Source organism: Actinomyces sp. 565, from assembly GCF_010365615.1.
In the GTDB taxonomy this organism is placed as follows: Bacteria; Actinomycetota; Actinomycetes; order Actinomycetales; family Actinomycetaceae; genus Actinomyces.
Genome location: NZ_PIZD01000076.1, coordinates 1 through 15330, shown reverse-complemented (window position 1 = coordinate 15330; position 15330 = coordinate 1). Strand labels below are relative to the sequence as shown.

11 protein-coding genes are annotated in these 15330 nt (G+C 68.9%); 9 read left to right on the top strand and 2 right to left on the bottom strand.

Going from position 1 to position 15330, the window contains the following annotated elements; genetic code table 11:
* Positions 1-614 precede the first annotated feature (614 nt).
* The 5 genes from GZ997_RS12245 to mmsB all read left to right on the top strand — a co-directional run bounded on the left by GZ997_RS12245 (position 615) and on the right by mmsB (position 6859).
* Positions 615-1595 carry an aldose-1-epimerase gene (locus GZ997_RS12245; protein ID WP_162680086.1) on the top strand — a complete coding sequence of 327 codons (981 nt, stop codon included), beginning with the start codon at positions 615-617 and terminating at the stop codon, positions 1593-1595.
* 23 nt (positions 1596-1618) lie between these two features.
* Positions 1619-2662, top strand: coding sequence for a LacI family DNA-binding transcriptional regulator (locus GZ997_RS12240; protein ID WP_238994457.1), 1044 nt, complete (start codon positions 1619-1621; stop codon positions 2660-2662).
* 250 nt (positions 2663-2912) lie between these two features.
* Positions 2913-4076 carry a multiple monosaccharide ABC transporter substrate-binding protein gene (gene chvE, locus GZ997_RS12235; RefSeq protein ID WP_161924802.1) on the top strand — a complete coding sequence of 388 codons (1164 nt, stop codon included), beginning with the start codon at positions 2913-2915 and terminating at the stop codon, positions 4074-4076.
* 63 nt (positions 4077-4139) lie between these two features.
* The gene (gene mmsA, locus GZ997_RS12230; protein WP_161924801.1) at positions 4140-5678 is read left to right on the top strand and encodes a multiple monosaccharide ABC transporter ATP-binding protein; all 1539 of its coding nucleotides are present in this window, start codon (positions 4140-4142) and stop codon (positions 5676-5678) included.
* Entirely contained in the window at positions 5678-6859 is a 1182-nt protein-coding gene (gene mmsB / locus GZ997_RS12225; RefSeq protein WP_161924800.1) for a multiple monosaccharide ABC transporter permease, read from the top strand. The genes mmsA and mmsB overlap by 1 nt, the downstream gene beginning before the upstream one ends.
* An 88-nt stretch (positions 6860-6947) precedes the next feature.
* Here mmsB and GZ997_RS12220 read toward each other — a convergent pair whose 3' ends face one another.
* Together GZ997_RS12220 and GZ997_RS12215 are read right to left on the bottom strand one after the other, a co-directional pair.
* On the bottom strand, positions 6948-7985 hold the full coding sequence (locus GZ997_RS12220) for a LacI family DNA-binding transcriptional regulator (protein WP_162680085.1): 1038 nt from the start codon (positions 7983-7985) through the stop codon (positions 6948-6950).
* 55 nt (positions 7986-8040) lie between these two features.
* On the bottom strand, positions 8041-9039 hold the full coding sequence (locus GZ997_RS12215; RefSeq protein ID WP_162680084.1) for an acetylxylan esterase: 999 nt from the start codon (positions 9037-9039) through the stop codon (positions 8041-8043).
* 165 nt (positions 9040-9204) lie between these two features.
* On the opposite strand from GZ997_RS12215, the gene GZ997_RS12210 reads away from it, so the two are divergent.
* From GZ997_RS12210 to GZ997_RS12195, 4 genes are all read left to right on the top strand, one after another.
* On the top strand, positions 9205-10527 hold the full coding sequence (locus GZ997_RS12210) for an extracellular solute-binding protein (RefSeq protein WP_203234263.1): 1323 nt from the start codon (positions 9205-9207) through the stop codon (positions 10525-10527).
* A 90-nt stretch (positions 10528-10617) separates the two neighbouring features.
* Complete coding sequence (locus GZ997_RS12205) at positions 10618-11604, top strand: sugar ABC transporter permease (protein WP_162680083.1); 987 nt, start codon at positions 10618-10620, stop codon at positions 11602-11604.
* The gene (locus GZ997_RS12970) at positions 11601-12509 is read left to right on the top strand and encodes a carbohydrate ABC transporter permease (protein ID WP_161924797.1); all 909 of its coding nucleotides are present in this window, start codon (positions 11601-11603) and stop codon (positions 12507-12509) included. The genes GZ997_RS12205 and GZ997_RS12970 overlap by 4 nt, the downstream gene beginning before the upstream one ends.
* Before the next feature lie 39 nt (positions 12510-12548).
* Entirely contained in the window at positions 12549-14927 is a 2379-nt protein-coding gene (locus tag GZ997_RS12195) for a glycoside hydrolase family 3 N-terminal domain-containing protein (RefSeq protein ID WP_203234262.1), read from the top strand.
* Positions 14928-15330 lie beyond the last annotated feature (403 nt).

Here is a 15330-nt window from a genome sequence, read left to right as displayed (position 1 = left end):
GGCGGCGGGTCGGGCCGACCCGCCGCCGACCCCGCCCGGGCGGTCTGCTACGCCTGTTGGGCGTTAACAACGCTACTTAACGGCCTGCTGTATACCTTGCAGCCCTTCAGCAGGCCGTTAACAGGCGTTGTTAACCCCGAAGTGGCGTTGCAGGCGGGGAAGCCGCGTAGTAGGCGCCGCCGCTTTAGGGCCCGAGATCGCCACCGACACCCCTCAAGGCCGCTCCAGCCACCAACTTTCAACGACGTCATGCGGAAAAGTCGGGGTCAAGACGTACCAATCTTTGTGCCGTAGGCCGAATTGTGGCCCTCGGCGGCGCATCACGTCGGCCGCGTGCATCGCGTAGGAGCCAGCAGGAACCGGACTCCACGCGCGCCACGCCCCTTCAGCCCGGGAGTCGGCAAGGCCGTTGGCTGTGTAGAGGCGTGATTGGGGGGCTTCGGTGTGCTCACGGCGCTGCGGCCCGGCTTTCAGGGGCGGGCGGCCGCCATCTGAATACAGGACAGTAAGCGGGCGCCTTGATCCAGCTGGGAGCGTGTGACGGCGTCGGCTAACCTACGGACCACCGGGAAGCAATACGGGGCGGCGGCCCCACGAGAGTTACGGAAGCAACCATGCAATACCCTTCGCTCAACGGAGAGCTCATCGACCTGCGCGCGGGCGACTACGAGGCCCGGATTGCCGCCTCGGGGGCGACCCTGGTCCACCTGCGCCGCCAGGGCCGAGACCTAGTTATCCCCTTCGATGCCGAAACCGCCCTGCCCGGGGCCTGGCAGGGCAAGACCCTCGTCCCCTGGCCCAACCGCATTGCCGACGCCCGCTACACCTACCGCGGCGTGGACTATCTGGTGCCCTGCAACGAGCCGGAGACCGGGGCCGCCCTGCACGGCCTGGTCGGCTGGGCGAACTTCGCCATAACCGAGACGGACACTGACGATGCCGCGGACGGCGGGACGGCCCCTACCGCCGTCACGCTCGCCCTGAGCCTGCCCGCCTCTTACGCCTACCCCTGGAGCCTGGACATCACCGTCCGCTACGCGCTGGACGCGCGCACCGGCCTAACCGTCACCACCACCGCCACCAATGCCGGCGCCGCAGTCTCCCAGACCGTCGGCGTGGTCGGCGCCCCAATTGAGGACGGCACCCCGGCGCCCGCCCCCTACGGGGTCTCCTGCCACCCCTACCTGACCCGCTCGGTCCCGCTGGACGAGTGCGTGCTGCAGGTGCCCGCCGAGCGCGTGCTCGACGTCGACGCCCACATGGCGCCCGCAGGGGAGCGGGACGTGACCGGCACCGACTCGGACTGGCGCACCGGGCGCCTGGTGGGGGCCACCGCCACCGACAACGCCTACACCGGCCTGCCCACCGGTGCCTGGCAGGTGCGACTGACCGGCGGCGAGGGGGAGCGCAGCGTGGTCATGAGTGCCGCCGCCCCCTGGGTGCAGGTCTACAGCGGTGAGCACCTGGGGCGCCGGGGCGTGGCCGTCGAGCCCATGACGTGCCCGCCCAACGCCTTCAACACCGGGCAGGACCTGATCACTCTGGCTGTGGGCCAGTCCCACACCTTCACCTGGCGCCTCTGGGAGGAGGACTGAGCCGGGCTGCGGGGGCGCACGCAATGACTGAGCAGCCCTCCCGGCCCGAACCCGCCGCGGCGACGTCCGCGGCGGCCGGGCGACGCCCGGGAATGATGGACGTCGCCCGGCTGGCCGGCGTCTCCCACCAGACCGTCTCCCGGGTTATCAACCGCCCCGAGTCCGTCCGCCCCGCCACCCTGGCGAAGGTCCGGGCCGCCATCGACCAGCTCGGCTACCGGCCCAACATGGCCGCCCGCGCCCTGGTTACCGACTCCACCCGCATGATCGGCGTAGTCACCACCGGCTCCCACTTCCAGGGGCCCGCCTCCACCACCGCCGCCATCGAAGTCGCCGCCCGGCAGGCCGGCTACGCCACCCTTGTCACTGCTCTGGAAGCGCGTGAGGTGGGTGAGGTCCGTGAGGTCTTCGACTTCCTCATCGCCCGCGGCGTGGACGGCATTATCGCCGTCGCCCCGCAGACCTGGATCGCCACCGCCGCGGAACGGGTCGCCCGGGCGGTCCCGCTCGTCGTCGTGGCGGACGGCCTGGCGCCGAGCGAGCGCATCCACGTGGTCTCGGTGGACCAGGAACTGGGTGCACGCATGGCAGTGAGGCACCTGCTGGGACACGGCCGTGAGTCCATCGCCCACCTGGCGGGCCCACAGGACTGGTACGACGCGCAGGCCCGCGCCCGCGGCTGGCGCTCGTGCCTGGAGGACGCCGGCCGGGAGGTGCCGGCAGTGCTGGCGGGGGACTGGAGCGCCGAGCGCGGATATGAGGTCGGCGCCCAGATGGTGGCCCGCGGCCTGCCCGACGCCGTCTTCTGCGCCAACGACCTCATGGCGCTGGGCATGTTGGCGGCACTGCGCGACCAGGGCGTGCGCGTGCCCGAGGACGTTGCGGTGGCGGGCTTCGATGACACGGCGGGGACGGCATTCTTCTCCCCGCCGCTGACCTCGGTGCGCCAGCCCTTCGACGAGCTGGGGGTGCTGTGCATGGAGGTGATCCTGCGCGCCATCAACGGCGAGGCGGGGGCTACTCACTCGATCTCCCCGACTCTGCGGGTGCGGCGCTCCAGCTGCTGAGGCGGGCCGTGGCCGGCCGCCAATGACGCGGTCAGGGCGCCGACGCGGGTGAAGGTTCACGAGGTGAGTGCGCGCGTACCCTCGGCGTGAGTGGCTGATCCTTGTTGTATAGCAAGCAGATGCGGTTCGGGCGCGGTGGGAGTTGACACGCGGGAAGTGAACGTTCACACTAGAACGAGTGGCCCGCTTGGCTGTTGTGCCGAGGACCGGTGCTCCGGGCCACCGAACGATCTCAAGGAGGAGACCCACCATGTCCCGATCCCGCATCCCTGCTTTCTCCCGTCGTACCGCGCTCGCAGGGGGAGTGGGCACGGCCCTGGCGCTGGCGCTGGCCGCATGTGGCGGAGGCGGCGCCGGCGGCGGCTCCGGCAGCGACACCGCGGGCAAGGCGGCCGCGGACATCAAGATCGGCGTCGCCATGCCCACCAAGTCATCCGAGCGCTGGATCAAGGACGGCTCCAACATCAAGGCCCAGCTGGAGGAGCTGGGCTACAACGTGGACCTGCAGTTCGCGGAGGATGACATCCCCACGCAGACCAACCAGATCGACAACATGATCACTCAGGGCGTGAACCTGCTCATCATCGCGCCCATTGACGGCACGGCGCTGTCCGGGCAGCTGGACTCCGCCGGTGAGGCCGGGATTCCGGTCATCTCCTACGACCGGCTCATCCGCGACAACGAGAACGTCAGCTACTACACCAGCTTCGACAACTACGACGTCGGCACCCAGATGGGCACCTCCCTGCTCATCGGCATGGGCATTCTCAATGCCGACGGCGAGGACGCCGGCGTAAAGCCGGACAAGCCCTACAACATCGAGCTGTTCGGCGGCTCCCCGGATGACAACAACTCCCCGTTCTTCTTCAACGGCGCCATGGACGTGATCCAGCCCTATATCGAAAGCGGCGTGATTGCAGTCAAGTCCGGCCAGACGTCCTTCGACACCGTGGCCACCATGCGCTGGGACGCCGCCACCGCGCAGTCCCGCATGGACAACCTGATCACCTCCACCTACTCCGACGGCAGCCGGGTTGACGGCGTGCTATCGCCCCTGGACTCGATGTCAATCGGGATCCTCGGGGCCCTCAAGGGCGCCGGCTACGGCACCGACTCCCAGCCCTATCCCACGGTCACCGGCCAGGACGCCGAGGTAGCGGGAATCAAGTCCATCATGGCGGGGGAGCAGTACTCCACCATCTTCAAGGACACCCGCGAACTGGCCGACGCCGCCGTGCAGATGGCGGTCGCGGTGCTCGGCGGCCAGGAGCCGGAGGTCAATGACACCGAGACCTACGACAACGGCGTGAAAGTCGTCCCCTCCTACCTGCTCAAGTCCGAGATCATCACCCAGGACAACGTCCGCAGCTCGCTGATCGACACCGGCTACATCACCGAGGACGAGCTCAAGTGACCTCCATCGCCTTCAGCGGTCGCGCCGGCTGGAGTGCAACGGCGCGGGGAACGGGGAACCACCATGGCGGCTGACAACATTCTTGAGATGCGGGGCATCACCAAGCGCTTCCCCGGAGTGGTGGCACTGGATGACGTCAACTTCGCGGTCAGGCGCGGCGAGATCCACGCCATCTGCGGGGAGAACGGGGCTGGCAAGTCGACCCTGATGAAGGTGCTGTCCGGCGTGCACCCGCACGGCACCTACGAGGGGCAGATCCTGCTCGACGGCCAGGAAGTCAGCTTCTCCGACATCAAGGCGTCGGAGAGCGCGGGCATCGCGATCATCCACCAGGAACTCACGCTCAGCCCCTTCCTGTCCATCGCCGAGAACATCTTCCTGGGCAATGAGCGCTCCTCCCGCGGCGTCATCGACTGGCACCGCACGAATACCGAGGCGCAGAAGATCATGGCCCGCGTGGGGCTGGCGGAGAACCCGGCCACGCGCATCCAGGACATCGGCGTGGGCAAGCAGCAGCTGGTGGAGATCGCCAAGGCCCTGTCCAAGGACGTGCGCCTGCTCATCCTGGACGAGCCCACCGCCGCCCTCAACGACGACGACTCCGCCCACCTGCTCGACCTCATGCGGCAGCTCAAGGAGCGCGGGATCACCTGCATCATGATCTCCCACAAGCTCGGTGAGATCAGGCAGATCGCCGACTCCACGACGATCATCCGCGACGGGCACACCATCGCCACGCTCGACATGCACCGCGAGGGCGGAGTCGACGAGGACGAGATCATCCGCCTCATGGTGGGCCGCACACTGGACCAGCGATTCCCCGATCACATCCCGCACATTGCCGACGAGGCGCTGCGGCTCGAGGGCTGGACCGTGCACCACCCCGCGGATCCGTCGCGCACCGTCGTCGACGCCGCCGACCTGGTGCTCAGGCACGGTGAGATAGTCGGACTGGCCGGGCTCATGGGCGCCGGGCGCACCGAGCTGGCCATGAGCCTGTTCGGGCGCTCCTGGGGCAGCGACATCAGCGGCAGGGTCCTCAAGGACGGCCGCGAGATCGAGATCAAGGACGTGGCCTCGGCGATCGCCAACGGCATCGCCTACGTCTCGGAGGACCGCAAGCGCTACGGCCTGAACCTCATCGAGTCGATCAGGCGCAACGTGTCCTCGGCATCCCCGCGCCGGTTCTCCCAGCGCGGCGTGCTGGACCTGCACCGGGAGCGAGCCGTCGTCACCGAGCTGTGCGGCCAGATGGCGGTCAAGGCCCCCACCATCGAGTCCGTCGTCGGCGGGCTGTCGGGAGGCAACCAGCAGAAGGTCGTGCTCGCCAAGTGGGTGGCCGCCGAGCCGGACGTACTCATCCTCGATGAGCCCACCCGCGGCATCGACGTCGGCGCCAAGTATGAGATCTACCAGATCATCAACCAGCTCGCGGACGCGGGCAAGGCGGTACTGGTCATCTCCTCGGAGCTGCCCGAGCTCCTGGGCATCTGCGATCGCATCTACGCGTTGTCAGCAGGGCGCGTCACCGCCGACCTGGAGCGCAAAGACGCCACCCAGGAGACCCTCATGCGTTACATGACTCAAATCAAGGAAGCCTAATGTCAAATACACTTTCAGCGCTCGCGGGCGCTCTGCGCACGAACCTGCGGCAGGGCGGCCTGGCCGTGGCCCTGGTGGTAATCATCGCCTTCTTCGCCGTCGCCACTAACGGCCAGATCCTCTCCTCCCAGAACGTCTCCAACATCATCGTGCAGAACGCCTATGTACTGGTCCTGGCAATCGGCATGCTCTTCGCCATCCTGATGGCGGACATCGACCTCTCGGTCGGCTCGGTGGTGGCGCTGACCGGCGCGGTGGCCGGCGTCGTGACCGTCAACCACGGCATGCCCTGGTGGATGGGCGTGGTTGCCGCGCTGCTCACCGGCCTGCTGGTCGGAGTCTGGCAGGGATTCTGGATTGCCTTCGTAGGAATCCCCGCTTTCATCGTCACGCTGGCCGGCATGCTCATCTTCCGCGGCCTGACCATGATCGTGCTGCACAACCTGTCGATCTCCCCGTTCCCCGGCGGATTCCGGGAGATCTCCTCGGGATACCTCAACGGCTTGCTCGGCGGCTACGGATATGACGTATTCACGCTGCTGCTGGTGGCCATCGCGCTCGCCGCGTATGTGTTCTCCGAGGTGCGCAACCGGCGCCGTTCCATCGCCAACGAGGTGCCGGTGACCTCGCGCGGCCTGTGGATCGGCCGCATCGTGGTGGTCTGCATCATCGGTATGGCCTTCGCCTGGAAGATCGCCACCTACAAGGGCACGCCCTACGTGCTGATCATCTTGGCGGCGCTGATCCTGATCTACTCCTTCGTGGCCGGGCGCACCGTCATTGGCCGGCAGATCTACGCGATCGGCGGCAACAAGGAGGCGGCGGCCCTGTCCGGCGTCAAGGTCCCCTGGGTCCGCTTCTGGGTGTTCGTCAACAACGGGGTGCTGTGCGCATTGGCCGGCATCATCTTCACCTCCAGGCTCAATATGGCCGGACCCAAGGCGGGGCAGGGTTTTGAGCTGGATGCCATCGCCGCCTGCTTCATCGGCGGGGCAGCGGTCACCGGCGGCGTGGGCACCGTCGTCGGCGCCATCGTCGGTGGCCTGGTCATGGCCGTGATGAACAACGGCATGTCCCTGCTGGGCGTGGGCATCGACTACCAGCAGGCCATCAAGGGACTGGTGGTGCTCGGCGCCGTCGCCTTCGACCTGCTGAACAAGCGCCGTGCCGTGACCGCCTAGGCGGCGCGCAGCAGCGATCGGCCCGAAACGCGGGTGGTGGTGGGGCGACACCGGCTCACCACCGCCCGCGGTGGCAAGCCGGGCCCCGCTACCGGGGCGGCGCCGCGGAGTCGCGGACGACCAGGCGGGTGCTCAGCCGCACGGGCGTGGTGGTCAGCATGGGGCGGCCGTGGTGGTTGTCCACGATCATGCGGACGGCCTCCTGCCCCATGCGGAACAGCGGCTGACGCACCGTCGTGAGCCGCGGCGCTGCCCAGCCGGCCATCTCCGTGTCGTCGAAGCCGACCACGCTGAAGTCCTCCGGGATGCGCAGCCCGGCCTCACGAACCGCCTCGTAGATGCCCAGCGCGGTGGTGTCCGAGGCGGCGAAGACCGCGGTCGGACGCTCCCCCTCCGGCAGCCGCAGCAGCCGACGCCCCTGCTGCAGGCCGGTCTCATAGGTGAAGGTCCCGGAGGAAATCAGGTTTGCGTGGACGGGCAGCGAGTGCATCTGCAGCGCGGACAGGTAGCCCTGGTGGCGTTCGCGCGCGGGCACCGAGTCGTCCGGGCCGCCGACCAGGGCAATGCGCTCGTGGCCGAGCCCGATCAGGTACTCGGTGGCGTCCACCCCGCCGTTCCAGTTGGTCGCGCCGATGGAGGCGATGCCGCGCTCCTGCTCGCCGGAGGGGTCGATCAGCACCACTGGCAGGCCGATGCGCCTGGCGCTGGCGTGCTGCTCACGGGTGAGCGGGGAGGTCAGCACGATCAGGCCGAGGTAGTCGGTGGCCTTCAGCAGCGTGAACCACTCCGGTTCGAAGGGCACCGGGTACGCGCGCTCGGCCGGCTCGGGCGTGTAGGTGGTGTGCAGGGCGACTCCGGCGTCGAGCGCGGCGGTCGCGGCTCCTTTGAGTACTTCGATGGTGTAGGCGGTGGCGAGGTCGTCGGAGACAATCGCGATCGGCCGGTAGGTGCGGGACGGCGTTGTCTCCGGGCGCACGTAGCCCAGGTCCTCGCTGGCGGCCAGGACGCGCTCACGCGTGGCGGCGGAGACGTCGGCGCGGTTGTTCAGTGCCTTGGAGGCGGCCGACTTGGAAACGCCGGCCGCCGCAGCGACGTCGTCCAGGGTCACTCGCTGCCGAGGTTCCACGTCTTCCTCCCCTCAGGGCCGCTGGAGCCCGCCGTGTATGCGGAGGCTAGCAGCACTACCGGCGGCCCCGGCGCACCGCTGCGAGCCAGGCGACCTGCTCGCGCCACTGGTAGGACTCGCCGCCCTCGTGGCCGTTGAACGGGTAGACCCGGATCTCCGGCCGCGCCGGGTCCGCGCTGCCTGCCCGGCCCCACCGGTTGCGCGCCGCGAAGACGGTCGAAGGCGGGCAGGTGGTGTCCATCAGCCCGGTGGAGAAAAGGGCCGGGCAGGTCGCCCGCGCCCCCAGCACGGCGCAGTCGAAGTAGGCGAGCGTGTGGCGCACCTGCGCTTCCTGGTCACGGTGCACGGCCAGGAAGCCGGCAATATCGGCGTAGGGCGGGTCATCCGTCAGCCCGAGGGCGCGGGGTAGGGCGCACATGAAGGGCACGTCCGGCATGGCGGCAATGACGCGGTGGTTCAGGGCGGCCGCGGCGATGGCCAGGCCCCCTCCCTGCGAGACGCCGGTGACGGCGATGCGGGCGGCATCCACCTCCGGCAGGGCCGCGGCGGCCTCAACGGCGTGGTGGGCGTCCACGAACAGCCGCCGGTACAGGTACTCCTGGCGGGATTGCAGCCCGTGGGTGGCGAATCCGGCCGCGGCCGGACCGGTGCCGTGCGGGTCGGGAGTTTCGCCCCCAGAGCCCCAGTGCGAGCCCTGTCCGCGGGTGTCCATCACCAGGTGTGCGTAGCCGGCGGCCGCCCACGCCAGGTTGTCCTGTGGCAGGCCGCGGCCCCCGCCCATGCCGAGGAACTCGACGACGGCGGGCAGCGGTACGGACTGGTCGGCCGGGGTGATCAGCCAGGCGCGGATGGGATCCCCGGCGTAACCGCCGAAGGTGACGTCCTGGACCCGGTGGGTGCGCAGCGGCGTCGTCACGGGGGCGGAACTGACGCCGTCGGGGTCGAAGGGGTTGTGTGCGAGCGTGCGCGCCCAGAAGGCGTCGAAGTCTTCCGGCTCGGGCAGTTCGGGGGAGTAGTCCTCCAGCTCGGCCAGCGGCAGGTCGAAGTGGGCCATGGCAGCTCCTTGGGGTGCGTGTGTGGTTGACAGTGGAGGGGTGGTTGGAGGCCGGCGGCGACGGCAGTTGACACGATAATGTGCGCCGCTATACTAAATGTGTCAGACGGATTCGCGAAATATTTCGATCAGCCTGATCGGACGCGGCCGTACCTGGAGGTTTCAATGATGAAGCTCAGCGCACACCGCCCCCAACCGGAACGTTACCGCCGCCGCGTCGCCGCAGTGTTGGCCGGCGTGCTGACCGCCTCGCTGGCGCTGGCCGCATGCGGCGCAGGATCCGGCGCGAGCAGTGACGATAACACCCTCACCCTGTGGCACAACGCCACCACCGGCCCCGGCTCGGAGTACTGGGAGACCATCGCCGCTGACTTCGAGGCCTCCCACGAGGGCGTAACCGTGGAGGTGCAGGCCATCCAGAACGAGGACCTGGACGGCAAGCTCCAGACCGCCCAGAACGCCGGCGAGGGCCCCGACGTCTTCCTCGCCCGCGGTGGCGGCAAGCTCCGCGACATGGTGGAGGCCGGCCTGGTCCTGGACATCTCCGGCATGATCGATCAGTCCGTGGCGGCCGACGTCCCCGAGGGCGCCTTCTCTGCCTACACGGTGGATGACGGCATCTATGCCATGCCCACCTCGCTCCAGCCCGGCGGCATCTACTACTCCCAGGACCTGTTCCAGGCCGCCGGCATCACCGCGGCGCCCACCACCATGGAGGAGCTGTCAGACGCCGTAGCCAAGCTCAAGGAATCCGGCACCTCCCCGATCGCCCTGGGGGCCAAGGATGCGTGGCCGGCGGCTCACTGGTACTACTTCTTCGCCCTGCGCGAGTGCAGCCAGGAGGTGCTGGAGTCCTCGCTGTCCGAGCTGGACTTCTCCGACCAGTGCTGGGTGGACGCCGGCGAGGACCTGGCGGACTTCGCCGCCACCGAGCCCTTCAACAGCGGCTTCCTGACCACCTCCGCCCAGCAGGGTGCCGGCTCCTCGGCAGGCATGGTCGCCAACCACCAGGCCGCCATGGAGCTCATGGGCACCTGGAACGTCGGCGTCATCGCCTCACTGACCCCGGACGAGGAGCCGCTGCCCGACCTGCGCTGGTTCCCCTTCCCGGCCGTAGAGGGCGGCGAGGGCGACCCCACCGCCATCATGGGCGGCGTTGACGGCTACGCCTGCTCCTCCACCGCCCCGGCGGAGCTGTGCGCCGAGTTCCTCAACTTCTTCATGAGCGAGGAGCGTCAGGAGGCCTACGCCGACGCCTTCGAGACCATCCCCGTAAACGAGAAGGCGCAGGACGTGATCACTCAGGAGGCGCTGCTGCCGCAGGTGGAGGCCAACAACGAGGCCGCCTACTCCCAGGTGTGGCTGGACACCTCCCTGGGGCAGAACATCGGCAACGCGCTCAACGTCGCCGTCGTCGACATGCTGGCGGGCAAGGGCGACGCCCAGGGCATCGTCAACGCGATGACCGCAGCCGCCGCCAAGGAATAGTCCGCACCCAACTTCCCAACTAGCAGGCCGCGGCGCGCCCCGCACGCGCCCGGGCGCGCCGCGGCCAACCCACGAAACGAGACCAGCACAATGACAACAGCTGCAAGCTCGGCGCCTGTCAGCGGTGCCGGCGCCGTCGCCAGGCGGAGAGTCAAGAGGAAGAGCCCCAGCGCCCTGTCCTGGCGGGACCGGGTGGAGATCACCGCCCTGTCCGCCCCGGCCGTCATCCTGTTCCTGACCTTCGTCATCCTGCCGGTGATCATGGCCGCCTACTACGGCTTCTTCAAGTGGAAGGGCTTCGGCGTCCCCACCAACTTCGTCGGCTTCGACAATTACCGCACGATCCTCACCGACCCCGAGTTCCACAACGTGCTGCGGCACAACGCCATCGTGGTGGTAGGCTCACTGGCCCTGCAGGGCCCCTTCGCCCTGTTGCTGGCGCTGCTGCTCAACAAGAAGATGCGCGGGCAGTCGCTCATCCGCGTTCTCATCTTCATCCCCTACGTGATCTCCGAGGTCATCGCGGGCACCGCCTGGGGGCTGATGCTGCAGACCGACGGCGCCGTGAACGGCATGCTGCGCAAGCTCGGGCTCGGGGCGCTCGCCACTGACTGGATCTCCAACCCCAAGACGGCACTGACCGTCCTGTTGTTCATCCTGACCTGGAAGTACGCCGGATTCGCCGTCATCATCTTCCTGGCGGGCATGCAGGGCATCCCCGAGGAGCTGACTGAGGCCGCCAAGGTCGACGGCGCCTCCTACTGGCAGATCCAGCGCAAGATCACCATCCCCCTGCTGGGACCGACCATGCGCATGTGGGGCTTCCTGTCGATCATCGGCTCCCTGCAGCTGTTCGACCTGGTCTACATCATCTGGGGGCAGTACATCTCCTCCACCGCGGGCACCTCCACCATGGCCACCTACATGGTGGTCAACGGACGCATGAGCGGCAACTACGGCTACGGCAACGCGGTCGCCGTGGTGCTGTTCTTGATCTCCCTGGTGATCGCCCTGACCTATCAGCGATTCGTCCTGCGCCGCGACACCGAGGGCGCACTGACCGGGAGCAGCCGATGACCGCCGCCGTAACGTCCCTCAAGCCCCTGGCCCCCGCCGAGTCCGCGGCCGGCGCCAAGTACCGCCGTGGGCGCGCCGCCAAGCCCAAGCCCGAATGGGCCAGCCCCGCGGTCTACCTGGTGGCAGCGCTGGTGATCGCCGCCCTGCTCGCCCCGGTCGCCTACGTGATCCTCGGCGGATTCCGCAACAATTCCCAGATCACCGCCGATCCCGCCGGCCTGCCCGACCCCTGGGTGGTGGACAACTACCGGGTGGTGCTGACCAGCTCCGGTTTCTGGCTGCAGGTCGGCAACTCCACCATCGCCGCCGCCTGCGGCACCATCGGCACCGTAACGCTGGGGCTGATGGTCAGCTTCGTGATCGCCCGCTACCCCTTCAAGGGCGGCAGTGCGCTGTACATGCTGTTCGCGGCGGGACTCATGTTCCCCATGACCGTGGCCATCACGCCGCTGTACATCTTGATCAAGAACCTGGGCATGATGAACTCCCTGGCCGGCATCATCATCCCCGGCATCGCTTTTGCCCTGCCGCAGACGGTCATCATCCTGGTGCCCTTCCTGCGCGCCATCCCCAAGGAGCTGGAGGAGGCGGCCTCCCTGGACGGCTGCGGGCGCATGGGGTTCTTCTGGCGTGTGGTGGTGCCGCTGTCCGCGCCCGGCGTGGTCACCACCGGCATCCTGACCTTCGTCGGCTCGTGGAACTCCTACATGCTTCCGCTGTTCATCCTGACCGACCACTCCAAGTACACCCTCCCGCTGGGGGTGCAGGCCTTCGCCTCCGAGCACTCGGTCAACACCGCGCAGGTCCTGGCCTTCACCTCACTGTCCATGATCCCCGCCCTCGTGGTCTTCAGCCTGTTCGAGCGCCGCATCGTCGGCGGCCTGACCGGCGCCGTCAAGGGCTGACCCGGGGCCGACCGTCACCACCCCAATCTGGAGCCAACCGTGAACACCTGGAACAACACCTCCCTGCCCGCGCACGAGCGTGCCACCGCCCTCTTAGCGGCCATGAGCCGCCGGGAGAAGATCCACCAGCTCGCCTCCTTCTGGGAGCGCAATGAGGAAGAGGCCGTCCCCGCACCGGAACCCGCCGGCGCCGGAGAACTCGGCGGCCAGGCGGGCCCCGCGGACACTGCTCACCAGGTGGCCCCCATGGCCGACGCGTTCGCGGTAGGGCGCCAGGGATGGGAGGAGAGTATCGATGGCGGACTGGGCCACCTGACCCGCATCTACGGCACGGACCCCGTAAGTGTCGCCGACGGCGCCGCCAAGCTGGCACGGCTCCAACGCGAGGTCGTATCCCGCAACGCCTTCGGCATCCCGGCCATCGCCCACGAGGAGTGCCTGACCGGCTTCACCGCGCTGGGGGCGACCGTATACCCGGCCGCCATCGCCTGGGGCGCCACCTGGCGCCCAGCACTCGTGGAGCAGATGGCGCGGCGCATCGGTGCCGACCTGCACGCCGTCGGCGTCCACCAGGGCCTGGCCCCGCTGCTGGACGTGGTGCGCGACTACCGGTGGGGGCGCGTGGAGGAGACCTGCGGGGAGGACCCCTACCTGGTGGGCACGCTCGGCACCGCCTACGTGCGCGGCCTGCAGGCCCAGGGAGTGCACGCCACCCTCAAGCACTTCGTCGCCTATCCGGCCTCGAAGGCCGGCCGCAACCACGCGCCGGTGTCCATGGGCACGCGCGAGCTGGAGGACATCATGCTGCCTCCCTTCGAGATGGCTGTACGCGAGGGCGGCGTCGCCAGCGTGATGAACTCATACTCCGACATCGACGGTGAGCCCGTGGCAGCCTCCCGCCACCTGCTCACGCAGGTGCTGCGCGAGCGCTGGGGCTTTACCGGCACCGTGGTCTCCGACTACTGGTCGGTGCGCTTCCTCCAGGCCATGCACCACGTGGCCGGGGACTACGCCCACGCCGCCGCGCTCGCGGTGCGTGCCGGACTGGACGTGGAGCTGCCGGAGACCACCTGCTACTCCCACCTCGGCGCCGCCCTGGACGCCGGCCTGCTCACCGAGACCGAGCTCGACACCGCCGTGGCACGGGTGCTGACCCAGAAGGCCGAGCTGGGCCTGCTTGACGCCGACTGGGACCCGACCACCGGCGTCGAGGCGGACCGCGACCTCGACTCGCCCGGCAACCGCGCCGTCGCTCGCGCCATGGCCGAGGAGTCCGTGATCCTGTTGAAGAACGACGGCGTGCTGCCGCTGAACCCCGACGCGCGCGTGGCCGTGTCCGGTCCGGTATGGGAGGACGTGCGCTCCTTCCTGGGCTGCTACTCCTTCCCCAACCATGTGCTAAGCCGTGACGGCGGCCGCACCACGGGACTGGACATCCGCGACCTGCCCACCGCGCTGCGCGCCGCCCACCCGGGCGAAGCCGCCTTCCACCAGGGCGTCGGCTTCATCGACGGGCGCACGGAGGACTTCGATGCCGCCGTCGACGCCGCCGCGGCCGCCGACGTCGCCATCGTCACTCTCGGGGACATCGCCGGGCTCTTCGGCGGCGGCACCTCCGGGGAGGGCTGCGACGTCGTCGACCTGGGCCTGCCCGGACGCCAGGGCGAACTGCTGGAGGCGGTGCTGGCGACCGGCACCCCCACCGTGCTGGTGCTGGTAACCGGGCGCCCCTACGCGCTGGGGGAGTACGCCGATCGCTGCGCCGCCATCGTGCAGGCCTTCATGCCTGGCGTGGAGGGCGCCGACGCCATTGTCGGCGTGCTCACCGGTGCCATCAACCCCTCCGGGCGGCTGCCCGTCGCCATTCCGAATGGTCGCGGCGGCCAGCCGGGCACCTACCTGGCGGCACCACTCGCCTGGCACGCCGACGGCATCTCCAACCTGGACCCCACCCCGCTGTATCCCTTCGGCTACGGGCTCAGCTACTCGGCCTTCGCGCTCACCGACCCCGCCGTCTCCTCCGCCCAGATGGACGCCGACGGCCAGGTCGACTACGCGGTCACGGTCAGCAATACCTCCGACCGTGCCGGTGCCGAGGTCGTCCAGCTGTACCTATCCGACCCGGTGGCCGAGGTGGTGCGCCCACTGAAGGCCCTCATCGGCTTCGCCAAGGTGGACCTGGAGGCGCGGGAGTCCAAGCGCGTCACCTTCACGGTGCACGCCGACCGCAGCTCCTTCACCGGCACCGACCACCGGCGCATTGTCGAACCCGGGCAGATCCTGCTCTCCGCCGGCACCAGCAGCGAGGACCGGCTTGCGCCGCTCGCCGTCGAGATCACCGGGCGGCGCCGCGTGGTCGGCGAGGGCCGCGTGCTCACCACACCGGTCGCCGTCACGCCCGCGCCGACGGCACCCTGAAGCCCGGTGGCGCGGCCCTGCACGACCGGGTCAAGGACCGGTGGACGCTGCCAACGGGGGTGCGCGCCGATGCTCAGGTGAAGCTGTGCCTGTCCGGTTTCTGCGGCCCCTACCTAGGTGGCGCGCGGGGGCAGTGGTTGTGGCGTGCCGGGACCGGCGGCGGGTGTTCGGGGCTGCGCTGGCGCGGCGGTTCGTACGTTCTGGCCGGCGGTTCGCGGGCACTGGTTGACGGTTCGTACCTGGTGGTGACGGTTCGTACGTTCCGGTCGACGATTCGTACCTGGTGGTGACGGTTCGTACCGTAGGGGTACGTCGCGTCACCGAAAGGTACTGTGTTGTCTCATGACTTCTGGGACTGTTGGATCTCATGACATCTGGGAGTGTCAGAAGTCGTGAGATTCTG